Raw genomic sequence first — 23,986 nt, 5'->3', positions numbered from 1 at the left:
TGTAGTCGTTATGACTCTACCAAAGTTGGAGTCATTATGACTCTAGTGTTTTCAACTCGTTGATTTATAAGAACAAAATGAATGGCATGAAAAATGGATTGTACTGATCAGCCATTATCGTGAGCCTGAAGGTTCAAGGAGCTTTTCCATGTTAAGCCAAGAGCACCGCGCAATCGTCAAAGCCACCGTTCCCTTGCTGGAAACCGGCGGTGAGACCCTGACCACACACTTCTACAAGCTTCTGCTCAACGAGTGCCCCGAGCTGCGGCCTTTGTTCAACCAGGCGCACCAGGCCGATGGCGCACAACCGCGCGCGCTGGCCAATGGTGTATTGATGTACGCCAAGCATATCGACCAGCTTGAAGCGTTGGGTGATCTGGTGACTCGTATCATCAACAAGCACGTTTCGCTGCAGATTCTTCCGGAACACTACCCTGTTGTAGGAAAGTACCTCCTGCAGTCCATCGAAGAGGTGCTCGGCAAGGACATCGCCACGCCTGAAGTCATCGAGGCGTGGGGCGCTGCTTACGGGCAGTTGGCTGGCATTCTCATCGGTGCCGAAGAGGCCAGGTACCTGGCGAGTGAGCAGGCGGAAGGTGGCTGGCGTGGCGCGCGGGCGTTCCGCCTGAGCCGCAAGGTAGTGGAAAGCGCCGAGATCACTTCGCTGTATTTCGAACCCGCCGATGGCCAGGCGGTTCTGCGGGCCGCGCCTGGGCAGTACATCGGTGTGCGGGTCTTTATCGAGGGCCAGGAGCATCGGCGCAACTACTCGTTGTCGGCGTTGGCCAATGGCAAGGACTACCGTATCAGCGTCAAGCGTGAAGCGGGCGGCAAGGTTTCCAACTACCTGCATGATCAGTTGGCGATAGGCGCGACCCTCGACCTGTTCGCGCCCGCCGGCGAGTTCACCCTGAGCGAAAGTGACAAGCCGCTGGTGTTGATCAGTGGTGGCGTCGGCATCACCCCGACCCTGGCGATGCTCGAGGCGGCCTTGCCGACCGGGCGCCCGGTGCATTTCATTCATTGCGCTCGCAACAGCGCTGCCCACGGATTCAAGGCGCAGGTCGACGCTTTGGCGCAACAGTATCCGCAGCTCAAGCGCTTCTATTGCTACGAGCAGGAAGCGGGCGCGGACGCCGTCGGTTATCTGGATGAATACGTGCTGGGGCGCTGGTTGCCTGAAACCCGCGATGTGGATGCCTACTTCCTCGGGCCCAAGGGCTTCATGTCCAGCGTGCGCAAGCTGCTGATCGCCCGTGGCGTGCCGCAGCAGCAGTGCCGCTACGAGTTTTTCGGCCCGGCCAGTGCGCTGGATCAATAAAAGCGAAATGAAGCCCATGTAACATTTGCACAGAGTTAATCCTGGATTAATCGCGTTACCCTTTACTCGCTGGCGTTGCGTGGGCGTAGACTGGCGCCCACTTTTCATCCGCGGCCGGGAATCGGCCGCGGGTCGATTCGAACTGGCGAACAAAGGAAAACCCATGAGTGACATCAATGTGCGGCTGGTCCGCGAGCGGCGTTATCTGGTGCTGCTGGGGATCATCTGCCTGGCGTTGATCGGCGGCGCGCTGTACATGCAGGTAGTCTTGCAAGAGGCACCTTGCCCGCTGTGCATCCTGCAACGTTACGCCTTGCTGCTGATCGCCATCTTCGCGTTCATTGCTGCCGCCATGCCGGGGCGCAAGTCGATGACGTTTTTCGAAGCGCTGGTGGTGTTGAGTGCGCTGGGCGGAATCGCCGCCGCCGGTAATCACGCCTGGGTACTCGCCCATCCGTCGGATAGCTGCGGTATCGATGTGCTGCAACCGATCGTCGATGGATTGCCAATGGCGAACTGGTGGCCAATGGTCTTCCAGGTGTCTGGCTTCTGCACTACGCCGTACCCGCCGGTGCTCGGTTTGTCGCTGGCGCAATGGGCGTTGACCGCCTTTGTGCTGACTGCCGTGCTGGTACCGCTGTGCGTTTACAGAAATCGTCGGAACGCATAGCTACTCTTCAGATTCATAATTGCAGGCCGATACAAATTGTCGCCTGTGCGGTTTCGTCGCGGAGAATGACGATTTATTCTGCTTCATTCGCCTGCGGCCCAGATATTCCGGGCGTGTCGGCGGATCTGCGAGGGTGCGACATCGTGTCGCAAGGACTTGAATTTACGGCCGATTGTTGCATAATTCGGAAGTAACTGTTGCTAACTAAACCGTATTCATTGAGGGGTTACCTCACTACAATCGCGGCACTTTCCGCCTTGCGGTACCGCCTGAAAGCCCTCCGAATCCTGCGCAGATGCGCTGTTCAGAGCCTCGGGCATCCAGCTTCGCGGTGTCGTGTAGAAGGTCCCTTCAGGATGTCCTGCACCCGATGGATCGGGTCCGTTGAAGGCGTAGCGCCGACGAAGCCACAATAATAGAACACCGTACTACACTGGTCTGCCAACAGCAGCTGATCTAGAGGCATGCCCGTTTTCGATACCGATAAATGCTGACGCTTGGCAGGACGAAGTGTTGGCGATCACAACACAATTGCATTGAAGCAAGCTGCTTTAGAGGTCGTGAGATGAGCAAAAAGCGTTACCCCAGACTGTTTGGCATATTGCCCTTTTTCGGCATGCTTTTTCTCAGCGGGTGCAACTGGACCCTGCTGGATCCGAAAGGGCAGGTCGGCATCGACGAACGTAACCTGATTTTCATCGCATTCGCCTTGATGTTGCTGGTGGTCGTACCGGTGATCGTCATGTGCTTCATGTTCGCGTGGAAATATCGCGCGTCCAACAAGGATGCCGACTATCAGCCAGAGTGGGCTCACTCCACCAAGATCGAACTGACAGTGTGGGGCATCCCGCTGCTGATCATTATCGCGCTGGGCTGGGTGACTTATGAATCCACTCACCGCCTCGATCCGTACAAACCCCTGGTATCCGAGAACAAGCCGGTCACCATTCAGGTCGTAGCCCTGGACTGGAAATGGCTGTTCATCTATCCGGAGCAAGGCATCGCCACGGTCAACAAGATCGTGTTCCCGGCCAACACCCCGGTGAATTTCCGCATCACGTCCGACTCGGTGATGAACTCGTTCTTCATCCCGGCACTCGGCGGCCAGATCTACGCGATGGCCGGCATGCAGACCCAGCTGCACCTGATAGCCAACGAAAACGGTGTGTTTGACGGTATCTCCGCCAACTACAGCGGTGCCGGTTTCACCGGTATGAAGTTCAAAGCAGAAGCGACCTCCCAGGCTGATTTCGATGCGTGGGTAAGTAAAGTCAAGGCGACACCTAAACAGCTTGATACGGCTGAATACGCTGAAGTGGCCAAGCCTAGCGAAAACAATCCTGCCGTCGAGTACAGCTCGTATGCGCCTAACCTGTTTCAGACCATCCTCGACAAGTACGAAGGCATGAACCCAGGTAAAGGTCTGCACTCCGAGCACGAAGCCGGTGGCAGTATGGAAGGGATGGACATGGGCGCGAATTCAGCTGCTGGGGCGAAGGAGTAAAAGATGTTCGGTAAATTAAGTCTGGAGGCGATACCGTTCCACGAGCCGATTGTGATGGTGACCCTCGCGGTCGTCGCCATATTGGGCCTGGGCGTCGTATCAGCAATCACCTACTTCAAGAAGTGGGGTTATCTGTGGACCGAGTGGTTGACCACTGTCGACCACAAACGTATCGGCGTGATGTACATCGTCGTGGCCGTGGTCATGCTGCTGCGCGGTTTTGCCGACGCCATCATGATGCGTTCCCAGTTGGCAGTCGCCACCGGCGGCTCCACCGGCTTCCTGCCGCCGGAACACTACGACCAGATCTTCACCGCTCACGGTGTGATCATGATCATCTTCATGGCCATGCCATTCATGATCGGTCTGATGAACATCGTCGTGCCGCTGCAGATCGGCGCACGCGACGTGGCCTTCCCGTTCCTCAACTCCGTCAGCTTCTGGCTGTTCGTGGCTGCGGTGCTGCTGGTCAACATCTCCCTGGGTGTCGGCGAATTCGCCAAGACCGGTTGGGTAGCCTATCCACCGCTGGCGGGGCTGCAATACAGTCCGGGCGTGGGGGTCGACTACTACATCTGGGCGCTGCAGATATCGGGTCTGGGTACATTGCTGACAGGGGTGAACTTCATCGTCACCATCCTGAAGATGCGTGCGCCTGGCATGACCCTGATGAAAATGCCGGTGTTCACCTGGAACTGCCTGTGCACCGCCGTCCTGATCGCCGCTTCGTTCCCGATCCTGACCGCGACCCTGCTGCTGCTGACCGCTGACCGCTACCTGGGCTTCCACTTCTTCACCAACGAACTTGGTGGGAACCCGATGATGTACGTCAACCTGTTCTGGGCATGGGGTCACCCTGAGGTGTACATCCTGATCCTGCCAGCGTTCGGTATCTTCTCCGAAGTGACCTCGACGTTCGCCAAGAAGCGTCTGTTCGGCTACGTATCGCTGGTATGGGCAACCATCGCCATCACCGTACTGTCGTTCATCGTCTGGCTGCACCACTTCTTCACCATGGGTTCGGGTGCCAACGTCAACGCCTTCTTCGGCATCATGACGATGGTGATCGCGATCCCGACGGGTGTGAAAATCTTCACCTGGCTGTTCACCATGTACCGCGGTCGCATCGAGTTCACCACGCCAATGCTGTGGACGATCGGCTTCATCGTGACCTTCAGTATCGGCGGTATGACTGGCGTATTACTGGCCGTTCCAGGTGCTGACTTCGTACTGCACAACAGCCTGTTCCTGATTGCTCACTTCCACAACGTGATCATCGGTGGTGCCGTGTTCGGTTACCTGGCCGGCTTCTCGTTCTGGTTCCCGAAAGCCTTCGGCTTCAAGCTGAACGAGCGTCTGGGCAAGTACTCGTTCTGGTGCTGGTTGGTCGGTTTCTACCTGGCGTTCATGCCGTTGTACGTGTTGGGCTTCATGGGCATGACCCGTCGTCTGAACCACACCAACAACCCGGAATGGACTCCATGGCTGCTGGCGGCCTGGGTTGGTGCACTGTTCGTCGCTGCGGGTATCTTCTTCCAGATGCTGCAACTGTACGTATCGATTCGCGACCGTCACAAGAACCTCGACACCACGGGCGATCCATGGGATGGCCGTACGCTGGAATGGTCGACTTCGTCGCCACCACCGTTCTACAACTTCGCTGAAGTGCCGGCCGTTTCCGACCTGGACGCTTACTGGGGCATGAAAGAACGCTCCCAGGCGACCGAGAAGGCTGCGACCTACAAGCCGATCCACATGCCGCGCAATACCGGTATGGGCGTCCTGATCGGTGCGTTCAGCCTGGTGCTGGGTTTCGCGCTCATCTGGCACATCTGGTGGGCCGCGATCATCGGTCTGGTCGGCATGATTGCCGGTGTGATCATCCGCAGCTACGACAACGATATCGACTACTACGTGCCGGTTGACGTGGTAGCACGCATCGAGGGCGAACACATGAAGTCTCTGGCTGCCGCCAGTGCCGCTCATGGCCGTCTGAACTCCACGGTGGAGAAGGCTTAAATAATGTCCAATACAGCAATTCACGGCGCTGTCGCCGACGGCCATGATCACGATCATGGCCACGATGATCATCACGACGCCGGGGCCATGACGGTCTTCGGCTTCTGGATCTACCTGATGACGGACTGCATCCTGTTCGCGTCGATCTTCGCCGCCTACGCAGTCCTGGTGAACAACGTTGCCGGCGGCCCTTCGGGCGCCGACATCTTCGAACTGCCTTACGTGCTGGTCGAAACCGCGGCACTGCTGTTGAGCTCCATCACCTTCGGCTTCTCCATGCTGGCGATGTACAAAGGTGACAAGAGCAAGGTGCTGTTGTGGTTGTTCGTCACCTTCCTGTTCGGTCTGGTTTTCATCGGTATGGAAATCAACGAATTCCACAAGCTGATCGAAGAGGGCTTCGGTCCTGATCGCAGTGGCTTCCTGTCCGGGTTCTTCACTCTGGTCGGGACCCACGGTGTGCACGTGACCAGCGGTCTGCTGTGGATGGCTGTGGTCATCCTGCAGATTCGCAAGCACGGCCTGACCGCGACCAATCAGACTCGCATGAGCTGCCTGAGCTTGTTCTGGCACTTCCTGGATGTGGTCTGGATCTGCGTATTCACCGTTGTCTACCTGCTGGGGACCCTGTAATGGCTAACGCTCATACCACTTCCGCTGGTAGCAGCCACGGCAGCTACAAGTCGTACATGATCGGTTTCATCCTGTCGGTGATCCTGACGGCGATCCCGTTCGCCGCGGTCATGACCCACGCGTTGCCCAAGGACATGACCCTGCTGGTCGTCCTGGTCACCGCCGTGGTTCAGGTCCTGGTGCACCTGGTGTACTTCCTCCACCTGGACCGCAGCTCGGAACAGCGCTGGAACGTGATTGCATTCGTGTTCTCGGCGTTGATCATTGCGTTCCTGGTCGGCTTGTCGCTGTGGATCATGTTCAGCATTCATCACTTCATGATGGCGAAGTGAGGCAGGCGCATGTCCATTAAGCACTTTATCCAAATCACCAAACCGGGGATCATTTTCGGTAACGTGCTTTCTGTGGCAGGCGGCTTCTTCCTGGCCTCGCAAGGAACGGTCAATCTCTGGCTGTTCCTCGCTACAGTGATTGGCACTTCATTGGTGGTGGCGTCGGGCTGTGCATTCAACAACTGCATCGACCGCGACATCGACCTGAAGATGGAGCGCACCAAGAACCGAGCGCTGGTGCAGGGCGAGATTTCTCTGAAAGTCGCCCTGACCTACGCCACGATTCTGGGTGTCGCCGGACTGGGCATGCTCTGCGAGCTGGCCAACCCGCTGGCCTCGCTGTTCGGCCTGATCGGTTTCATCATCTATGTCGGTTTCTACAGCCTCTACCTGAAGCGCAAGTCGGTTCACGGCACGCTGGTGGGCAGCCTCTCCGGCGCCATGCCGCCGGTGATCGGCTATGTCGCGGTGAGCAATCACTTCGACCTCGCCGCGCTGACCCTGTTGGTGATGTTCAGCCTGTGGCAGATGCCGCACTCGTACGCGATTGCGATCTTCCGCTTCAACGACTACCTGGCCGCATCGATTCCGGTGCTGCCGGTCAAGCGTGGCATCGACGTCGCCAAGCGCCACATCCTGTACTACATCGCGGCGTTCCTGGTAGCGACCCTGATGTTGACCCTTGGCGGCTATGCCGGCATGAGTTACATGGCGGTGGCGGCGGCGATGGGCATGTACTGGCTGTACATGGCCTGGACCGGCTACAAGACATCCGATGATGTGAAGTGGGCACGCAAGCTGTTCGTGTTCTCGATCTTCACCATCACGGCGCTGAGCATCATGATGTCCGTGGACTTCAAGGTACCAGCGGTGCTGTTGGCCTACGCGTATTGATCCACGCGTAGGCGCCGGGCGAAAGCCTGCTGCAATTCGAGACGCCCCGGGCCGCAAGGTCCGGGGCGTTTTCGTTACTGTCGTTGGATAATCCTGGACACTGTAGCGAGGGGGCTTGCCCCCGATAAGTGCGCCAGCTACGAAGATGTCGTTGACACGATTTTCGGGGGCAAGCCCCCTCGCTACATAGTGAGCATTGACAACCAGGGGGCGGGGTCATTATCTTCCTGGCCCAGGCCACCGCAGTGGCCGACGTCGCTCGGACGGTTCCGGGCGCTTACGTTTCGAGGAAGTCATGGCCGAACATCGTTCGCCGCGCCGCTTTGCGCGCATAGATCGTCTCCCCCCCTATGTTTTCAATATCACTGCCGAGCTGAAGATGGCGGCGCGTCGCCGTGGCGAAGACATCATCGACTTGAGCATGGGCAACCCCGACGGCCCGACCCCGCCACACATCGTCGAAAAACTCGTCAGCGTCGCCCAGCGCGAAGACACCCACGGTTACTCCACGTCTCGCGGCATCCCGCGCCTGCGCCGGGCGATCTCGCGCTGGTACAAGGATCGCTACGACGTCGAGATCGACCCTGAAGACGAAGCCATCGTCACCATCGGCTCCAAAGAGGGGCTGGCGCATTTGATGCTGGCCACCCTGGATCAGGGCGATACCGTGCTCGTGCCCAACCCCAGTTACCCGATCCACATCTACGGTGCCGTGATTGCCGGCGCCCAGGTTCGTTCGGTGCCGCTGGTGCCCGGCGTGGACTTCTTCAACGAGTTGGAGCGGGCCATTCGCGAGTCCATCCCCAAGCCGAAGATGATGATCCTGGGCTTTCCGTCCAACCCGACCGCCCAGTGCGTGGAGCTGGATTTCTTCGAGCGCGTGGTGGCCCTGGCCAAGCGTTACGACGTGCTAGTGGTGCACGACCTGGCCTATGCCGACATCGTCTACGATGGTTGGAAGGCCCCGTCGATCATGCAGGTGCCGGGCGCCAAGGACATCGCGGTGGAGTTCTTCACCCTGTCCAAGAGCTACAACATGGCCGGCTGGCGGATTGGTTTCATGGTCGGCAACCCGGAGCTGGTGAACGCCCTGGCGCGGATCAAGAGCTACCACGACTACGGCACCTTCACCCCCTTGCAGGTCGCCGCCATCGCCGCGCTCGAAGGCGATCAGCAGTGTGTGCTGGACATCGCCGAGCAGTATCGCCAGCGCCGCAACGTGCTGGTCAAGGGCCTGCACGAGTTGGGTTGGATGGTCGAGAACCCCAAGGCGTCGATGTACGTATGGGCCAAGATTCCAGAGGCGTACGCGCATCTGGGCTCGCTGGAATTCGCCAAGAAGCTGCTGGCCGAGGCCAAGGTCTGCGTGTCGCCAGGGATCGGCTTTGGCGATTACGGCGACGATCACGTGCGCTTCGCCCTGATCGAGAACCAGGACCGCATTCGCCAGGCGGTGCGCGGAATTCGGCAGATGTTCCGGGCGGACGAGAAGGCCAGGGCCGGCGTCGAATAACCCTGCCGTAAACCTGTGGCGGGGGCGACACGCTCGCCACAGGCCTCACCCTGGTTTGTGCACGCCCGCCTTGATTCGACTCGGCGATTACCTATCGGCGATAACATAGCTACGCTACATACAGCGGTGGCTTGATTATTACCGATACGGAAAATAACTTTTCCCAAATGGACATTTTTAACTGCGCGCATTCGGGCATAAGCTCGACGTGATTAGCTGATGATGAAAATGTCCATGAAAGCGCGTCATAAAGTCGCCTTGCAACGCCGCAGCCATTGCCTCTCAGGCAGCGGCGGCTATGCTGTGGACGGCACTTTCGCCTTTTGCGTGAGCTCTAAATTTTTGGACGTACGACTCACGCATTACTAGATCGAATGCAAAGAACAGGGGATCGCTATGCACACCAAGCTTTCTGGTTCACCCGCTTCTTCGACCCGCAGCACCAGTGCGTTGCGGTTTACCCAAGACCTGCTCTCCAAAGCCGGCCTGAGCCTGGATGGCAGAGCCCCCTGGGATATGCAGCTCAAGGACCCGAAAGTGCCCGAGCGCGCACTCGCCGAGGGCAACCTCGGTCTGGGCGAGGCCTACATGAACGGCGATTGGGACGCCGAGCAGTTGGATGAGTTCTTTGCTCGGCTGCTGCGCTCCGGGGTGGCAGACCTGGTCAACCCGGCGGCCCTGCTGTTCCATGCGGTACGCGCCAAGCTGGTCAACCTGCAAAGCCGCAGTCGCGCCTTTCAGGTCGGGGAGCAGCATTACGATCTAGGCAATGACTTCTACGAGAGCATGCTCGACCCGCGCATGGCTTACACCTGCGGCTACTGGCGCGACGCTAAGGACCTGACCGAGGCGCAGAACGCCAAGCTCGACCTGATCTGCCGCAAGCTGCGCCTGCAGCCCGGTCAGCGCGTGCTGGACATCGGTTGTGGCTGGGGCAGTTTCATGTCCTACGCGGCCGAGCACTACGGCGTCGAATGCGTCGGCGTGACCATCTCCAAAGAGCAATGCGACTGGGCCAAGCGCCAATACCCTGACTTGCCGCTGGAGTTTCGCCTGCAGGATTACCGCGAAGTCGACGAGCAGTTCGATCACATCGTCAGCGTCGGCATGTTCGAGCACGTGGGCCGCAAGAACCACCGCACCTACATGGAAATGGCCCACCGCTGCCTGAAGGACGATGGCCTGTTCCTGCTGCACACCATCGGCAAGAACCAGCGCAACAGTTCCACCGATCGCTGGATCGATAAATACATCTTCCCCAATGGCGACCTGCCGTCCATCGGCCAGATCGGCGATTCCATGGACGGCCTGTTCGTGGCCGAAGACATGCACAACTTCGGCGCCGACTATGACAAGACGCTGATGGCCTGGTGCGAGAACTTCGAAGCGGCCTGGCCACGTTTCTCGCAAGTAATGGGCGAGCGTTTCTACCGCATGTGGCGTTATTATCTGCTGTCGTGCGCCGGGGCCTTCAGGGCCCGTGATATTCAGCTCTGGCAATGGGTACTGTCGAAAAAAGGCGTACTCGGCGGCTATGAGCGCGTCGTTTGATCAATCAAGGAATCCCCGATGTCCAGTTATTTCCCCGCAGCACGTCCACGTCGCCTGCGGCGCAACGAGCAACTAAGGTCGATGTTCCAGGAGGCGGAGTTCAGCCTGGATGACTTGGTGCTGCCGATTTTCGTCGAAGAGGACATCGACGATTTCGTCCCGATCAAGACCATGCCCGGTGTCAACCGCATCCCCGAGTCGAAGCTGGCCAGCGAGATCGAACGCTATGCCCGTGCCGGTATCCGCTCGGTCATGACCTTCGGCGTCTCGCACCATCTCGACGAGACCGGCAGCGACACCTGGAACGACAACGGCCTGGTGGCGCGGATGTCGCGCATCATCAAGGACACCGCGCCGCAGATGGTGGTGATGTCCGATACCTGCTTCTGCGAGTACACCTCCCACGGCCACTGCGGTGTGTTGCACGGCCATGAAGTCGACAACGACGCGACCTTGCTCAACCTCGGCCGTCAGGCCGTGGTTGCGGCCCAGGCGGGGGCGGATTTCATTGCGCCGTCGGCGGCGATGGATGGTCAGGTGCAAGCCATTCGCAGTGCGCTGGACGCGGCGGGCTTCAACCAGACCTCGATCATGGCCTACTCCACCAAGTTCGCCTCGGCGCTCTACGGTCCGTTCCGCGAAGCGGGGGGCACGGCATTGACCGGTGATCGCAAGACCTACCAGATGAACCCTATGAACCGCCGTGAAGCGGTGCGCGAGTCGCTGCTGGACGAGCAGGAAGGCGCTGACGCGATCATGGTCAAGCCGGCCGGAGCCTATCTGGACATCATCCGCGACATCCGTGAAGCCTCGCGCTTGCCGCTGGCGGCCTATCAAGTGAGTGGCGAGTACGCGATGATCAAGTTCGGCGCCCAGGCCGGTGCCATCGACGAGGCCCGCGTGATGCGCGAAAGCCTTGGAGCGATCAAGCGCGCCGGCGCGGACCTGATCTTCACCTACTTCGCCATGGACATCGCCCGCGACGGAATCTGATCCGCAGTTGCACTTGCTATCTGCCACCCCCCCTGTGGCGAGGGGGCTTGCCCCCGATACGGTATGTCAGCTGCATGGCTGCGTCTGACACACCGTACGCCACAGGGTCTCCCACCGAAGCTCTCAGGCGGCCGCTGCGCGCCGGGCATAACCCATGCTCACCATCGCCAGCACCGCCACCCCGGCGATAATCCCGCTGAACACCTCACCCGCCAGGCTCAAGCCGAATGGCGCAATGCTGAACCCCAAGGCAATCACCGGCAGCGACATCGAGAAGTAGAACACGATGAACAACGCCGAGGTCACCGCCGCTTTCTGCTGTGGCGGGCACGCCGCCATGACCGCCCCCATCCCCGCCTTGAAGACCATGCCTTGACCGGCGCCGGACAGGCAGCCGCCCAACAGCAACAGGCTCATCTGATGGGTATGGATGCTCGCGCCCAACGCCAGTACGCCGGCGATCAAACCGCAGCACCCGACCGTCATCTGCTGGCTGGCGGCGATCCATTTCAGCGCTGCCTGGCCGCAGATCGAAGCGACGAAGAACAGGCAGCACACGGCGCCGATCACCAGACCGCCCTGTTGGCCCATCAACTGGCGCATGATCGACGGCACCAGGCTGGTGACCACTCCGGCGACGCTGAACCCGGCCAGCCCGGCGATCGCCGCAGGAATGAACAGTGTGCGTACCGCCGGGGTGATACTCGGCCGCATGATCCGCAGGCGGATCTGCGCAGGCCGTTGCACGGTCTCGCGTGCCATGGCGACGCCTGCAGCCGCCAGCACCAGCAGGCCCAGGTGCAACCAGAAGATCAGAGTGATCGGCCACGGCAGATATTGCGAGGTGAACCCTGCCAGCAACGGGCCGAAGCCCAGGCCGAACATGTTGGCCGCGGTGGCCATCAGGGTCGCGTGGTTGCGCCACGCCTGGGGCGCCGACTCGACCACCGCCACGGTTGCGGTGCCGGTCATGATCCCGGCGCTGAAACCGGAAAACAGCCGGCCTGCCAGCATGCCGCCCACCGAGTGGGTGGTGAGGAAGATCACCGCACTGATCGCCGCCATCAGCAGGCCCGCGAGCAATAGCGGGCGGCGGCCGATCTGGTCCGACCAACTGCCGACCAGCACCAGCGCGGCGATCACGCCAGCGGCGTACACCGAGAAGATCAGCGTCAGCCAGATGGCATCGAAACCCAACTGCTGCTGGTACAGCGCATACAGCGGCGTCGGCAGGGTGGTGCCCATCATGCTGATGAAGAAGGCCACGGCTACCAGCAGGAAGTCGCGGCGTGTGTGGGGCGTTTTATCCGTCATGGAAGGCTCTGTCTCAAGGGCTTGGTTTAGGGTGTGACCCGCCGCGTTCTGCCAGGGTTCGCAGCGTGTCATGGGGGCGCCGACCTCTTCGCGGGCAAGTCTTGCTCCCGCATTCTTCACCTGTGGGAGCAAGGCTCGCCTGCCAAGTCGCCGTCATATTCGCAGAGAATCTTGCGCGACAGCCAATCGGCGTTTCGTCGGCTCACGGGCGCAAATCTGGAAAAACCTCTGAGTTCGCCCACACTGTCCAATTCTCTCGCAGTCTGTTCGCCGGCCTGGCGTGTACTGCGCAGCAGTGCGCCAAGTGGGCGATCAAGGAGTCACTCGCAGGTTCTGGAGAACTCATGACCACAGTGTTCAATGCCGCCGATTTCGGCGCGACCGGTAACGGTAGCAGTGATGATACCGCCGCGCTGCAAAAAGCCATCAACGCCGCCGCAGCCGCCGGAGGTGGCCAGGTCCACCTGGATGCCGGCACCTACATTCTCAGCGCCAAGGCCGGCAGTTGCCTGACCCTGAAAAGCAACGTCACCCTGCAAGGCGACGGTATCGGCACCACCACGCTGAAGCTGGCCGACGGCGCCGGTGTGGGCGTCACCAGCCTGATCAAGGCCGGCAACAACAGCCATGATGTCGGTGCCAGTCGCTTGACCCTGGATGGCAACTCGGCACACACCGCCGCCGTCGCCACCGGTTGGCTCAACGGCAGCGCGACCCAGGTGCAACTCGACAGCATCGAGGCGCAGAATTTCGCCGGCGCGGGTCTCGACCTGCAGGGCAAGAATAGCCAGATCACGCTCAGCCACAGCAGCGTGCACGACAACAGCGGTGATGGCCTGGTGGCCGATTACCTCAGCAACAGCACCTTCAGCCACAACAGTGCCTACGCCAACGGCGGCAATGGTTACAACCTGGGCGGCGACGTCAGCATGATCGACAGCGACGCCTACCGCAACGGCGGCAGTGGCGTGTTTCTGCAGGAGGGCACCAGCGGCGCCCGCAGTGCGCTGTCGGTCGAAGGTGGGGTCATCTATGGCAATCACGGCGATGGTGTGACCGTCAGCGCGGCGGAACTGTTCTCCATCAGCGGCGCCGATATCCATGACAACGGCGATGCCGGTGTGTCGCTGGAGGCCAGTTCGTTCGGCGACGTGTCCTACAACCACATCTCCCACAACGCGCAGAACGGCAACTCGGCCGAGGTGCAGATCGTTGGCGCCAGCACCGGCAAATCGGCCACGCCCGCGTCGGAGTTCAACACCATCGGCACCAATATCATTACCGGCGGTGCGCACTCCACCTACGGCGTGCTGGAGGCCCAAGGGGCCGGCGACTACAACTTCGTCAATCAGAACGTCATCAGCAACATGATCGATGGCGGCGCGCAGGTCTACGGCGAACACAGCGACTCGGCGAAAAACCCCTCGCAGATCTTCACCTTCGGTACCCGCGACGGCAACGCCATCACCGGCGGCATCACCCGCGACACAATGTTCGGCCAGGCCGGCAATGACGTGCTCAACGGCGGTGCCAACGATGACACCCTGGTCGGCGGCGGCGGCGTGGATACGCTCAGTGGCGGCACGGGCAACGATATCTTCCGCTTCACCGACCTGGAGGACAGCTACCGTACGGCGAGCAAATCCTTCGCGGACCGCATCACCGATTTCGATGCCGCACACGACAAGCTCGATCTGGCGGACATCAACATCAGCGGCCTGGGTGACGGCCACGACGGCACCCTGTACCTGTCGTACAACGCCGCCAAGGACCTCACCTACCTGAAGAGCTTCGAGGAGGATGTGCTGGGCAACCGTTTCGAACTGGTGCTCAAGGGCGACTACCGTGGCAGCCTCACCGACGACAACTTCCAGCATGAGCTCAGCGGCACCTCCGGCCGGGACGTATTGACCGGTACAGCAGGCGCAGAAACCTTGCTCGGCAATGCCGGCAAGGACGTGCTCGACGCTGGTGCCGGTGACGATCGGCTCAATGGCGGGCCGGGCGGCGATACCCTCACCGGTGGCGCCGGCGCCGACACCTTCGTATTCACCAACGTGCGCGACAGCGCCCGCTATGACGGCGCCGGAGGGACGGCGTTGCGCGACACCATCACTGACTTCAACGAACAGGACAACGACCTGATCGACGTCTCCGCGCTGGGCTTCAGTGGCTTGGGCAATGGCTACAACGGTATGTTGAAAGTGGTGCTCAGCGCGGCGGGGGACAAGACTGCGCTCAAGTCACTTGAGCCGTCCGACCGGGATGGCCAGCATTTCGAGATATTGCTTAGTGGCAATCACCTGAACGATCTGACAGCGAACAACGTCATCTTTGCCAATCAGAGCAGTTCGGTGGTGACCTCGGAGCCGTACCAGACTCACGGTCTGGGCGATGGCACGGTGGAGCCGATCACGGTGATCGGGGTGGCGCACGAAACGGTTTGATCCATTGCATGTGGTTATACAGCCGATTCTGTGGTGAGGGGGCTTGCTCCCGATGCGGTGTGTCAGACGAGTATTCGTGTCTGACACCCCGTATCGGGAGCAAGCCCCCTCACCACAGAGGTGTAGGCATCACCGCAACTGACTGGCAAACTGCCCCACCGCACTGACCACCCGCTTGGCGCCATCCTGAATTTCAACGATCACGTCACCGGCCTGGTTGGCCAGGTTCAAGCCTTGCTCGGCCTGGGTGCGGCTGTTGGCCATGCCGCGCACCGCTTCCTCCGCCAGCTTCTGGTTCTGTTGCACCACATTGATGATTTCTTCAGTGGCCGTACTGGTGCGCCCGGCCAACTGCCGCACCTCATCCGCCACCACGGCAAAGCCGCGGCCTTGCTCGCCTGCGCGCGCAGCCTCGATGGCGGCATTGAGGGCCAGCAGGTTGGTCTGTTGGGCGATACCGCCGATGGTCTGCACGATCGAACTGATCAACAAAGACTGCTTGCCCAGCGCCTCGATGCCTTGAGAAGCCGACTCCATCTCGTCCGCGATCTTGTGCATGGTGTCGACGGTTTCCTTGACCACGCTGGCGCCGCGCTGGGCACTCACATCGGTTTGCTGCGAGGTGCTGAAGGCGATATGCGCGGCTTCGTTGACCTCCTGCTCACGGTTGACCTGATCGGTCACCAGGGTCGCGAACTTGACCACTTTGTAGAGCTTGTCGCTGGTGTCGTGCACCGGATTGTAGGACGCCTCGAGCCACACCGTACGGCCGTTGCTGTCGACACGCTTGAAGCGGTCGGCGATGAAGGTGCCACGGTTGAGGGTCGCCCAGAACTCGCGGTATTCAGATGAATTGGCCTCCACCGGATCGCAGAACATGCTGTGGTGCTTGCCCTTGATCTGGTCCAGGCGGTAGCCCATGGCCTGCAGGAAGCGATCGTTGGCGGTCAGCACCTCGCCTTGCAGGTTGAACTCGATCACGGCGGTGGAACGCAGCAGGGCATTGATCAGCCCTTCGTTTTCCTTGGCGGTCACCACGGCGGCGGTCACGTCGGTGGCGATGCAGTCGACGCGAAAGACATTCCCCTGTTCGTCCTTGAGCGGGTTCCAGAACGCCCGCAGCCAGGCTTCGCTGCCATCGGCGCGCAGCAGGCGGTAGAGGTCGCCGATTGAATTGCCGCGGGCGATGGCGGCCTTGAGGTTGCGATAGCAATCGAGTTTCTTGACGTACTCCGGAACGATCTCGTCCAGCGACCGTCCCAGCAGAGACGATTCGTTGTGCTGCATGGCCTGGGTGAATCTGGAGTTGATGTGGGTAATGCGAAACTGCGCATCGATACTCAGAGTGATCATCTCTTTGTCCATGGCTTCCTGCACCTGCCGCAGCAGGGAAACCTCGGCGCGCAGCGCCGTCAACTCCTGTTTGGAACGAGTATTGAACATGGCGATACCAGATGTAGGAAACAGTTAATAAGGTTTATCGACGCGATCCAGCGTTTTTTGATCTACCAGACAGTTTTCCCGATTGACGGGTACTGGCTCATTGCCCATACCCGTTCTTGAGCGTAGCAGGGGTTTTGCAACTGCAACTGCTAGTCTCGATACATCCGCCCAGTGGCCTGACCGCCCAACCCGCAAGGAACGACACGCAATCATGGATTTCATCTTTCGCGCTTTTCCCAGAACCCGCCTGCTCGGGTTGCTGGTCCTCGCCAGCTTGCTGTCTGGCTGTGGCATCAACAACATTCCCCAGTACGACGAACAGGTCAAAGCGGCCTGGGCGCAGGTGGAAAACCAGTATCAGCGGCGCGCCGACCTGATCCCCAATTTGGTGGAGACCGTCAAGGGCTACGCCAAACAGGAGCAGGACACCCTGACCAAGGTGATCGAAGCACGGGCCAAGGCCACGTCGATCCAGATCGACGCGAGCACTATCAACGATCCGGCCAAGCTGCAGCAGTTCGATCAGGCTCAACAGCAACTCAGCGGCGCCTTGAGCCGTTTGATGGTGGTGTCCGAGCGCTATCCGGACCTCAAGTCCAATCAGAATTTCCTGGCACTGCAATCGCAGCTCGAGGGGACTGAAAACCGCATTGCGGTGGCGCGGCGTGATTTCATCACCGCCGTCGAGAAGTACAACACCGAAATCCGCACCTTCCCCGGCAAGCTCTGGCGGATGACCATGTACCGCGACATGCAGGTACGCGAGAACTTCAAGGCGACTGCGGCCAATGCCAACGAAGCCCCTGCCGTGAAGTTTCAATGAGGCCATCGGTAGTGAAGCTGTGCCTGGCGCTGCTGTTGTGGGGTGTGGTGAACGTCGCCCAGGCTCTGACCTTCCCCGCGCTGAGCGGGCGGGTGGTTGATCAGGCCGGTATGCTCGATGCCAATGCGCGGGCGCAGATCAGCCAGATGTTCGAGGCTCACGAGCAGGCCAGCGGCGAGCAACTGGTGGTGGTCACCGTGCCTGACCTGCAGGGCAGCACCATCGAAGACTACGGCTACCAGTTGGGCCGCGCCTGGGGCATCGGCCAGAAGGGCAAGGACAACGGCGCCCTGCTGCTGATCGCCAAGGATGAGCGGCGAGTGCGTATCGAAGTCGGTTATGGCCTTGAAGACAGACTCACCGACGCGCAGTCGTCGATCATCATCAATAGCGTCATTTTGCCAGCCTTCAAACAGGGCAATTTCAGCGCCGGCATCCAGGCGGGCGCGGCGGCCATGTTGCAGGTGCTGGGTGGCGATCCGTTGGCCCAGCCGCAGCAACGCGCGGCCAGTGAACAGGGGCGCCAGCAATTACCCTGGCCGTTGTTCCTGTTTCTGATCGTGGTCGTGGTATTGATCGTTCGCGGTGGGGGTGGTGGCGGCCGTGGTGGGGGCGGGCGCTCGGTGCTCAACGGCGCGATACTGGGCAGCGTACTGGGGGGCGGTGGTTCCTCCGGTGGCGGCTTTGGTGGTGGCGGTGGCGGTGGATTTGGTGGTGGCGGCGGCAGCTTCGGCGGCGGTGGAGCTTCCGGTGGCTGGTAAACGAATGATGACGAGTCTGACCCTGATATGACCCTGCTCAATGAAAGTGCGCAACAACAGGTCGCCGCCGCTATCGCTCGTGTCGAGCTCGAGACCGACGCCGAACTGGTCACCGTGCTCGCGCCGCGCGCGGACGATTACGCCTACATTCCGCTGCTCTGGGCCGGCCTGATCGCATTGCTGGTGCCGGGCATCGTCAACTATTACCCGGCCTGGCTCAGCGCGCACCAGTTACTGTTGGTGCAATGGCTGACGTTTATCGTGATCGGTCTGCTGTTTCGGCTGCCCGCGATCACCACACGCCTGATCCCCCGACGCGTGCGGCACTGGCGGGCGGCCAACCTGGCGCGGCGTCAGTTTCTCGAACGCAAGCTGCACCACACGGTGGGTGGCACCGGGGTGTTGATCTTCGTCTCCGAGGCCGAGCGTTACGTCGAGATCCTGGTGGATCACGGTATATCCGCGCGCATCGGCGATGACACCTGGGCAGCGATCGTCGCCGACTTCACCCAGGCGGTCGGCCGTGGGCAGACCCTGCAGGGCTTCCTGACCTGCATCGAGGCCTGCGGCGAACATCTCAAGCGCCATGTGCCGCTGACTCAGGCTCGTAACGAATTGCCTGATCGCTTGATCATCCTTGACTGATCAAGGTGCTCGCGTCGGGCAGCGAGGACGGCAGCCCACGACAAAGAGGCGCAGCCCGGTGGCATCCACCGGGTAGCGTGCCAAGCCAACTCTCATCGTTTCAGGGATGGTGCCGGCCCCTGAATGACTTTGCAGGGCGGCGAGGACTCGGGCACAGTGCGGCTTTTCCCTGGCACGAGGCCTTCCCAGTGAGCATCTTCGCATTCAAGCAGGTAGACGTCTTCAGCACCCAACCGCTCAAGGGCAACCCGCTCGCCGTGGTGCTCGGTGCCGATGAGCTCGACGCCACGCGCATGGCGGCGTTCGGCAACTGGACCAACCTCAGCGAGACCACCTTCCTGCTTCAGCCCCAGGACCCGCGTGCAGATTACCGGGTGCGGATTTTCACCACCGCTCGGGAGCTGCCCTTTGCTGGCCATCCGACCCTGGGCAGCTGTCATGCCTGGCTGCAGGCCGGCGGCCAGCCCAAGGGCGAGGAGATCATTCAGGAGTGTGGCATTGGCCTCGTGCGGATTCGCCGCCAGGGTGCGCAGTTGGCGTTTACCGCGCCGCCATTGCTGCGGGCCGGCCCGGTTGAAGCCGAGTTGCTGGAGCGCGTGCGCCAGGCCCTGGATTTGCGTCCAGAGGAGATTCTTGGCGCGCAATGGGTCGACAACGGCGTGCCGTGGATGGCGCTGATGTTGCCCAGCCGGGCGCGGGTGCTGAGCTTGCAACCGGACTACGGCCGTCTGGCCGGCCTCGACGTCGGCGTGGTGGCGCCGTGGCAGGCCGAGGACGGCGAGGAGGCGCAGTTCGAAGTGCGTGCCTTTATCGGCGGCGACGGCGTGCCCGAAGACCCGGCCACCGGTAGCCTCAATGCCGGCATCGCCCGCTGGTTGCTGGGCACCGGACAAGCGCCGGCGCGGTACATCGCCAGTCAGGGCACCGTGCTTGGCCGTGCGGGGCGGATCAGCGTCGAGCAGGTCGGCGATGACATCTGGATCGGCGGCGCGGTGGTGACCTGCATCGAGGGGCAGGTCACTCTAGGCTGAAGTCGCCAATGCAGCCGATGGGCCTTTCGCGGGCACAGCCCCACAAGGGATCTGCGTGCCCCTTGTGGAAGCGGGCTCACGCCTCAGTCTCAAACCAGAAGCAACTGCTCTAGCCTGCCGACGATCATGTCTAGCTCGCGATCGGTTACCGTCAACGGCGGCAGCAAGCGCACGATCTTGCCCCGCGTCACATTGATCAACAGCCCTTGTTCCTCGGCGGCCCTGAGGGCCAGATCGCGCATCGGCTCCTTCAGCTCGATCCCCACCATCAACCCCAGGCCGCGGATTTCCCGCACATTGGCGTTATCCGCCAACGCCTCGCGCAACCCTGCCAGCAACCGGTGCCCCTGGCGCGCGGCATTGGCCAGCAGCCCCTCGTCGCGGACGATCTCCAGCACCGTGCAGGCCACCCGGCAGGCCAGCGGATTACCGCCAAAGGTGCTGCCGTGACTGCCCGGGGTAAACAAATCGGCGATCCGCTGCCGGGCCAGGCAGGCACCGATGGGAATGCCATTGCCCAGCGCCTTGGCCAGCGTCAGCACATCCGGGACGATGCCCGCATGCTGGAAGGCGAACCAGTGCCCGGTACGGCCAATGCCGGTCTGGATTTCGTCGAGCATCAGCAGCCAGCGCTGGCTGTCGCAGTGCCCGCGCAGGGCTTGCAGGTAGCCCACAGGCGCGGTCTGCACGCCGCTTTCGCCTTGCACCGGCTCCAGCAACACCGCGCAGATGCGTTCGGCATAAGTGCGCGTCAACGCCTGCAAGGCCGCCATGTCGCCAAAGGGTACGCGCAGGAAATTGCCCGGCAGCGGCTGGAAACTGCTGCGCGACGCCGCGCAATCGCTGGCCGCCAGGGTGCCCAGCGTGCGGCCATGAAAGGCGTTGTCCATGACTACGATCAGCGGCGCTTCGATGCCCTTGGCCCAGCCATACAAGCGCGCCAGTTTGAGTGCGGTCTCGTTGGCCTCGGCGCCCGAATTGTTGAAAAACGCCGCGTCGAGGCCGGACAGCCTGGTCAGTTTGGCCGCCAGCCGTTGCTGCCAGTCGATGCCGTAGAGGTTGGAGGTATGCAGCAGCAGGCCGGCCTGCTCGGTGATCGCCGCGACGATGCGCGGATGGCAATGGCCGACGTTGGTCACCGCCACGCCCGCGACCGCGTCCAGGTACTCGCGGCCCTGCTGATCCCACACGCGGGTGCCCAGGCCGCGCTGGAATTGCAGGGGCAGGGGCTTGTAGGTATTCATCAGGCTGGCGGCGGTCACGGCATCGATCTCCTTCGATTGGTTGTTGCCAGTATCTTTAACCACCCGAAGGGGATAAACGCGTCTATCCTGAGATTACTTTAAAGCAGGAGTTGATAATGGATTTGTTCCAGGCCATGAACGTGTACGTCAAAGTGGTGGAAACCGGCAGCATGACTGCGGCGGCGCACGCCTGTGAGCTGTCCACCACCATGGTCGGCAATCACCTGCGCGCGCTAGAGCAACGCCTGGGCGTCAGCCTGCTCAAGCGCACCACCCGCCGCCAGAGCCTCACCGAGTTCGGCGCCACCTACTACCAGCGCTGCAAGGACGTGCTCGGGCTGGTGGATGATTCCGAGCAACTGGCGGCGCAGGCCCAGGATGAAGCGCGTGGCGTGTTGCGCCTGACGGCGGCTCCAGCGTTCGGCGCTGAGAGCCTGGTACCGGCATTGGCCGCATTCAGTCTGGAGTGCCCGCAGGTGCAGCTGGAAGTGGTGCTGACCAACCAGATCATCGACCCCATCGAGCAGAACTTCGATGCGGCCATCCGCCTGGGCGTGATCGAGACGTCGGGCTTGATCGCCCGCCCGTTGCAGGATTACACCCTCAACATCTGCGCCGCCCCCGAGTACCTGCAACGTCGCGGCATGCCGACCGAGCCGCAGCAACTGCGCGAGCACGACTGCCTGGCGTTTTCCTACCCGGCCGGGGATGACTGGCAATCGGTGGCCAAGGAGTGGCGGCTCACCGGCCCGCACGGCGAAGTGGTGGTCCCGGTGTCCGGCCCCATGGCCATCAACAGCTCCCCAGCACTGCGCCAGGCGGCCCTGGCCGGCATGGGCATCGTCATGCTCCCGGACGTGGTGGTCGGCCAGGACCTGGCAGAGGGCAAACTCATCGCCCTGCTCAAAGACTACCCACCGCCGAGCCGGCCGATGCACCTGGTCTACACCCAGGACCGCTATCGACTGCCCAAGCTGCGACGGTTCGTGGATTTCGTGATGGCGCGGTGGGGGCGTTGAGTCTGAAAAGCAGCCAGTACGCGTCATTCAGCTGAGCGGGGTGGCCTTCGCAGCTTTTTCGAAAACCTCGTCAGCCCACTGGTTCAAGCTTCGTCCTGCGGCTTGCGCGGCGAGAGTGGCAGCCGCATGGACCTCGGGTCTGATCCGCAACATCACTTTGCCCGACGCCGGCTTGTCGGGGGAAATTCCGCGCGTTTCGCAATCATCCAGATAGTCATCGATGGCGATCGCCAATTCGGCCTTCAATTCGCTGACCGAAGACGCGTGAAAACTGATGATGTCTCTCACGCCAAGGACGCGCCCAACGAAGATGTCATCGCGTTCGTCGAAGTCGATCCTCGCCGTGTAGCCTTTGTAATTCATGGTGTTCATGGGGTTACTCCTGCCCGTGAAAAAAAATCCCGAGCTTCTTCTACTTGATAGCGTTTGGCTTCTTTGCCGGGATGAGGGCGATGGCAGCGCCAAGTCTCGCCTGCGATCCTGAGTATGATTCGCGAGCCCTCCCGCTCGATAATTTCCCCTTGCAGATGCACAACCAGATTTTCGATATCCGAGAATTTGATCGAGGGACTTGTCGGCACGCGAAATATGGATTCGAGTGTCTTTCGATGCTTGTTTTTTATCATGAGGTGATATCGCTTGATGATAGCAGCCGGGGTCTTCAGCTGGGAGTGCAAACCTACCAATAGGCAGATCAGGATATAAATCGGAGGCAGGGGAAGCTGATGTAGGACGGATCTTAAAAGCTCGTAGGGCTTCACCGGGTCGTAACAAAATGTCTCTAAGCTGCGAGCCTCATCCGTCAGCCACGGGGCTTTCACCATGTACGCCACCACCGAAAACCTGATGCACCGGATTCACCGCGAGTTGCTCGATCACAGCGATGAGGAGCTTGAGCTCGAGTTGATGGACGACGGTGAAATGCTGGATGAGCTGTTCGATCGCAACACCCCCGAAAGCCCGGAGAAGGCCGCGCGGCGCTTCTATTTTCAGGAGCTGTTCCGGCTGCAGGGCGAGTTGGTGAAGTTGCAGGCCTGGGTGGTCAAGACCGGCCACAAGGTGGTGATCCTGTTCGAGGGGCGGGATGCGGCGGGCAAGGGCGGGGTGATCAAGCGCATCACGCAACGGCTCAATCCGCGGGTCTGCCGGGTGGCGGCATTGCCGGCGCCGAACGATCGCGAGCGTACCCAGTGGTATTTTCAGCGCTATGTGTCGCATCTGCCGGCGGCTGGCGAGATCGTGCTGTTCGACCGCAGTTGGTACAACCGTGCCGGTGTGGAAAAGGTCATGGGCTTTTGCAACGACGACCAGTACGAAGAGTTTTTTCGTACCGTGCCGGAGTTCGAGCGGATGCTGGCGCGCTCCGGCATCCAGTTGATCAAGTACTGGTTTTCGATCTCTGACCAGGAGCAGCATCTGCGCTTTCTGAGCCGTATCCACGACCCGCTCAAGCAATGGAAGCTGAGCCCCATGGATCTGGAATCGCGGCGCCGCTGGGAGGCCTACACCAAGGCCAAGGAGGTGATGCTCACCCGCACCCACATCGCCGAGGCGCCGTGGTGGGTGGTGCAGGCGGATGACAAGAAGAAGGCGCGGCTGAACTGCATCAATCACCTGCTGGCGCAGATGCCGTACGAAGAGGTCGAGACGCCGCGCATCGAATTGCCGCAGCGCGTGCGCCAGGAGGACTACAGCCGTACACCGACGCCGCCGGAGTTGTTTGTGCCGTTGGTGTACTAGCCCGAACGTCTTACCCTGTGGGGGGGGGGGGGGGGGGGGGGGGGGGGGGGGGGGGGGGGGGGGGGGGGGGGGGGGGGGGGGGGGGGGGG

The 23,986-nt window shown here is 61.1% G+C and carries 21 protein-coding genes and 2 pseudogenes; 17 read left to right on the top strand and 6 right to left on the bottom strand.

All coding sequences use genetic code 11. The features are described from left to right. Window positions 1-148 precede the first annotated feature (148 nt). From hmpA to hemB, 10 genes are all read left to right on the top strand, one after another. The gene (hmpA, locus tag AC3WJP_RS13575) at window positions 149-1,321 is read left to right on the top strand and encodes an NO-inducible flavohemoprotein (protein ID WP_493722711.1); all 1,173 of its coding nucleotides are present in this window, start codon (window positions 149-151) and stop codon (window positions 1,319-1,321) included. A gap of 163 nt (window positions 1,322-1,484) precedes the next feature. Then, on the top strand, window positions 1,485-1,991 hold the full coding sequence (locus AC3WJP_RS13570; RefSeq protein WP_493722712.1) for a disulfide bond formation protein B: 507 nt from the start codon (window positions 1,485-1,487) through the stop codon (window positions 1,989-1,991). A gap of 565 nt (window positions 1,992-2,556) precedes the next feature. Next, window positions 2,557-3,495 (top strand): ubiquinol oxidase subunit II, encoded by a 939-nt coding sequence (gene cyoA / locus AC3WJP_RS13565; protein WP_493722713.1) that lies wholly within the window; start codon window positions 2,557-2,559, stop codon window positions 3,493-3,495. Between the two features lie 3 nt (window positions 3,496-3,498). Further along, window positions 3,499-5,514 carry a cytochrome o ubiquinol oxidase subunit I gene (gene cyoB / locus AC3WJP_RS13560; RefSeq protein WP_493722714.1) on the top strand — a complete coding sequence of 672 codons (2,016 nt, stop codon included), beginning with the start codon at window positions 3,499-3,501 and terminating at the stop codon, window positions 5,512-5,514. Between the two features lie 3 nt (window positions 5,515-5,517). Continuing rightward, window positions 5,518-6,147, top strand: coding sequence for a cytochrome o ubiquinol oxidase subunit III (cyoC, locus tag AC3WJP_RS13555; protein ID WP_493722715.1), 630 nt, complete (start codon window positions 5,518-5,520; stop codon window positions 6,145-6,147). Further along, window positions 6,147-6,479, top strand: coding sequence for a cytochrome o ubiquinol oxidase subunit IV (cyoD, locus tag AC3WJP_RS13550; protein WP_493722716.1), 333 nt, complete (start codon window positions 6,147-6,149; stop codon window positions 6,477-6,479). The genes cyoC and cyoD overlap by 1 nt, the downstream gene beginning before the upstream one ends. Window positions 6,480-6,488: 9 nt before the next feature. Then, window positions 6,489-7,373 (top strand): heme o synthase, encoded by an 885-nt coding sequence (gene cyoE, locus AC3WJP_RS13545; RefSeq protein ID WP_493722717.1) that lies wholly within the window; start codon window positions 6,489-6,491, stop codon window positions 7,371-7,373. A 295-nt stretch (window positions 7,374-7,668) separates the two neighbouring features. Next, on the top strand, window positions 7,669-8,886 hold the full coding sequence (alaC, locus tag AC3WJP_RS13540; RefSeq protein WP_493722718.1) for an alanine transaminase: 1,218 nt from the start codon (window positions 7,669-7,671) through the stop codon (window positions 8,884-8,886). A 396-nt stretch (window positions 8,887-9,282) separates the two neighbouring features. After that, a complete protein-coding gene (gene cfa, locus AC3WJP_RS13535) occupies window positions 9,283-10,437 on the top strand; it encodes a cyclopropane fatty acyl phospholipid synthase (RefSeq protein ID WP_493722719.1) in 1,155 nt (384 codons plus the stop codon). Window positions 10,438-10,455: 18 nt separating this feature from the next. Next, the gene (gene hemB, locus AC3WJP_RS13530) at window positions 10,456-11,430 is read left to right on the top strand and encodes a porphobilinogen synthase (RefSeq protein WP_493722720.1); all 975 of its coding nucleotides are present in this window, start codon (window positions 10,456-10,458) and stop codon (window positions 11,428-11,430) included. A 123-nt stretch (window positions 11,431-11,553) separates the two neighbouring features. Here hemB and AC3WJP_RS13525 read toward each other — a convergent pair whose 3' ends face one another. Then, window positions 11,554-12,744 carry an MFS transporter gene (locus AC3WJP_RS13525; RefSeq protein ID WP_493722721.1) on the bottom strand — a complete coding sequence of 397 codons (1,191 nt, stop codon included), beginning with the start codon at window positions 12,742-12,744 and terminating at the stop codon, window positions 11,554-11,556. A gap of 344 nt (window positions 12,745-13,088) precedes the next feature. On the opposite strand from AC3WJP_RS13525, the gene AC3WJP_RS13520 reads away from it, so the two are divergent. Further along, window positions 13,089-15,191 carry a glycosyl hydrolase family 28-related protein gene (locus AC3WJP_RS13520; RefSeq protein ID WP_493722722.1) on the top strand — a complete coding sequence of 701 codons (2,103 nt, stop codon included), beginning with the start codon at window positions 13,089-13,091 and terminating at the stop codon, window positions 15,189-15,191. Window positions 15,192-15,320: 129 nt separating this feature from the next. On the opposite strand, the pseudogene AC3WJP_RS13515 reads toward AC3WJP_RS13520, so the two are convergent. Then, window positions 15,321-15,752 (bottom strand): annotated as a pseudogene (locus tag AC3WJP_RS13515) (methyl-accepting chemotaxis protein); the annotation flags it as partial. A 105-nt stretch (window positions 15,753-15,857) separates the two neighbouring features. After that, window positions 15,858-16,634: pseudogene (locus AC3WJP_RS13510) on the bottom strand (PAS domain-containing protein); the annotation flags it as partial. 211 nt (window positions 16,635-16,845) lie between these two features. On the opposite strand from AC3WJP_RS13510, the gene AC3WJP_RS13505 reads away from it, so the two are divergent. From AC3WJP_RS13505 to AC3WJP_RS13490, 4 genes are all read left to right on the top strand, one after another. Continuing rightward, a complete protein-coding gene (locus AC3WJP_RS13505) occupies window positions 16,846-17,457 on the top strand; it encodes a LemA family protein (RefSeq protein ID WP_493722723.1) in 612 nt (203 codons plus the stop codon). Next, window positions 17,454-18,218: a TPM domain-containing protein gene (locus AC3WJP_RS13500; protein ID WP_493722724.1), complete on the top strand. Its 765-nt coding sequence runs from the start codon at window positions 17,454-17,456 to the stop codon at window positions 18,216-18,218. Before AC3WJP_RS13505 ends, AC3WJP_RS13500 begins: the two co-directional genes overlap by 4 nt. A 27-nt stretch (window positions 18,219-18,245) precedes the next feature. Then, window positions 18,246-18,863, top strand: a complete 618-nt coding sequence (locus tag AC3WJP_RS13495) for a TPM domain-containing protein (RefSeq protein WP_493722725.1) — start codon at window positions 18,246-18,248, stop codon at window positions 18,861-18,863. Window positions 18,864-19,051: 188 nt separating this feature from the next. After that, window positions 19,052-19,894, top strand: a complete 843-nt coding sequence (locus AC3WJP_RS13490) for a PhzF family phenazine biosynthesis protein (protein ID WP_493722726.1) — start codon at window positions 19,052-19,054, stop codon at window positions 19,892-19,894. 89 nt (window positions 19,895-19,983) lie between these two features. Here the strand turns inward: AC3WJP_RS13490 and AC3WJP_RS13485 are convergent, their stop codons facing one another. After that, on the bottom strand, window positions 19,984-21,156 hold the full coding sequence (locus tag AC3WJP_RS13485; protein ID WP_493722727.1) for an aspartate aminotransferase family protein: 1,173 nt from the start codon (window positions 21,154-21,156) through the stop codon (window positions 19,984-19,986). Between the two features lie 98 nt (window positions 21,157-21,254). Here AC3WJP_RS13485 and AC3WJP_RS13480 point away from each other — a divergent pair, with 98 nt between their 5' ends. Beyond that, window positions 21,255-22,157 (top strand): LysR family transcriptional regulator, encoded by a 903-nt coding sequence (locus tag AC3WJP_RS13480; protein WP_493722728.1) that lies wholly within the window; start codon window positions 21,255-21,257, stop codon window positions 22,155-22,157. A 27-nt stretch (window positions 22,158-22,184) separates the two neighbouring features. Here AC3WJP_RS13480 and AC3WJP_RS13475 read toward each other — a convergent pair whose 3' ends face one another. Next, entirely contained in the window at window positions 22,185-22,529 is a 345-nt protein-coding gene (locus AC3WJP_RS13475) for a type II toxin-antitoxin system HicB family antitoxin (protein ID WP_493722729.1), read from the bottom strand. Then, window positions 22,526-22,981, bottom strand: coding sequence for a type II toxin-antitoxin system HicA family toxin (locus AC3WJP_RS13470; protein WP_493722730.1), 456 nt, complete (start codon window positions 22,979-22,981; stop codon window positions 22,526-22,528). The genes AC3WJP_RS13475 and AC3WJP_RS13470 overlap by 4 nt, the downstream gene beginning before the upstream one ends. 22 nt (window positions 22,982-23,003) lie before the next feature. Between AC3WJP_RS13470 and ppk2 the strand changes: the two genes are divergently transcribed. Continuing rightward, the gene (gene ppk2, locus AC3WJP_RS13465; protein ID WP_493722738.1) at window positions 23,004-23,897 is read left to right on the top strand and encodes a polyphosphate kinase 2; all 894 of its coding nucleotides are present in this window, start codon (window positions 23,004-23,006) and stop codon (window positions 23,895-23,897) included. Window positions 23,898-23,986: the final 89 nt, after the last annotated feature.

This window comes from Pseudomonas sp. GW821-FHT01A09 (assembly GCF_058986725.1).
Note: the sequence above shows the minus strand (reverse complement) of the source record. Positions and strands in the feature narration are given on the sequence as shown.

Coding starts and splice junctions, on each gene's coding strand:
- cyoC (WP_493722715.1), top strand. CDS start 5,518: ATGTCCAATACAGCAATTCACGGCGCTGTCGCCGACGGCCATGATCAC.
- hemB (WP_493722720.1), top strand. CDS start 10,456: ATGTCCAGTTATTTCCCCGCAGCACGTCCACGTCGCCTGCGGCGCAAC.
- AC3WJP_RS13495 (WP_493722725.1), top strand. CDS start 18,246: ATGACCCTGCTCAATGAAAGTGCGCAACAACAGGTCGCCGCCGCTATC.
- AC3WJP_RS13525 (WP_493722721.1), bottom strand. CDS start 12,744: ATGACGGATAAAACGCCCCACACACGCCGCGACTTCCTGCTGGTAGCC.
- cfa (WP_493722719.1), top strand. CDS start 9,283: ATGCACACCAAGCTTTCTGGTTCACCCGCTTCTTCGACCCGCAGCACC.
- AC3WJP_RS13500 (WP_493722724.1), top strand. CDS start 17,454: ATGAGGCCATCGGTAGTGAAGCTGTGCCTGGCGCTGCTGTTGTGGGGT.
- alaC (WP_493722718.1), top strand. CDS start 7,669: ATGGCCGAACATCGTTCGCCGCGCCGCTTTGCGCGCATAGATCGTCTC.
- AC3WJP_RS13470 (WP_493722730.1), bottom strand. CDS start 22,981: ATGGTGAAAGCCCCGTGGCTGACGGATGAGGCTCGCAGCTTAGAGACA.
- AC3WJP_RS13480 (WP_493722728.1), top strand. CDS start 21,255: ATGGATTTGTTCCAGGCCATGAACGTGTACGTCAAAGTGGTGGAAACC.
- AC3WJP_RS13505 (WP_493722723.1), top strand. CDS start 16,846: ATGGATTTCATCTTTCGCGCTTTTCCCAGAACCCGCCTGCTCGGGTTG.
- cyoE (WP_493722717.1), top strand. CDS start 6,489: ATGTCCATTAAGCACTTTATCCAAATCACCAAACCGGGGATCATTTTC.
- AC3WJP_RS13520 (WP_493722722.1), top strand. CDS start 13,089: ATGACCACAGTGTTCAATGCCGCCGATTTCGGCGCGACCGGTAACGGT.
- cyoD (WP_493722716.1), top strand. CDS start 6,147: ATGGCTAACGCTCATACCACTTCCGCTGGTAGCAGCCACGGCAGCTAC.
- AC3WJP_RS13475 (WP_493722729.1), bottom strand. CDS start 22,529: ATGAACACCATGAATTACAAAGGCTACACGGCGAGGATCGACTTCGAC.
- hmpA (WP_493722711.1), top strand. CDS start 149: ATGTTAAGCCAAGAGCACCGCGCAATCGTCAAAGCCACCGTTCCCTTG.
- ppk2 (WP_493722738.1), top strand. CDS start 23,004: ATGCACCGGATTCACCGCGAGTTGCTCGATCACAGCGATGAGGAGCTT.
- cyoA (WP_493722713.1), top strand. CDS start 2,557: ATGAGCAAAAAGCGTTACCCCAGACTGTTTGGCATATTGCCCTTTTTC.
- AC3WJP_RS13570 (WP_493722712.1), top strand. CDS start 1,485: ATGAGTGACATCAATGTGCGGCTGGTCCGCGAGCGGCGTTATCTGGTG.
- cyoB (WP_493722714.1), top strand. CDS start 3,499: ATGTTCGGTAAATTAAGTCTGGAGGCGATACCGTTCCACGAGCCGATT.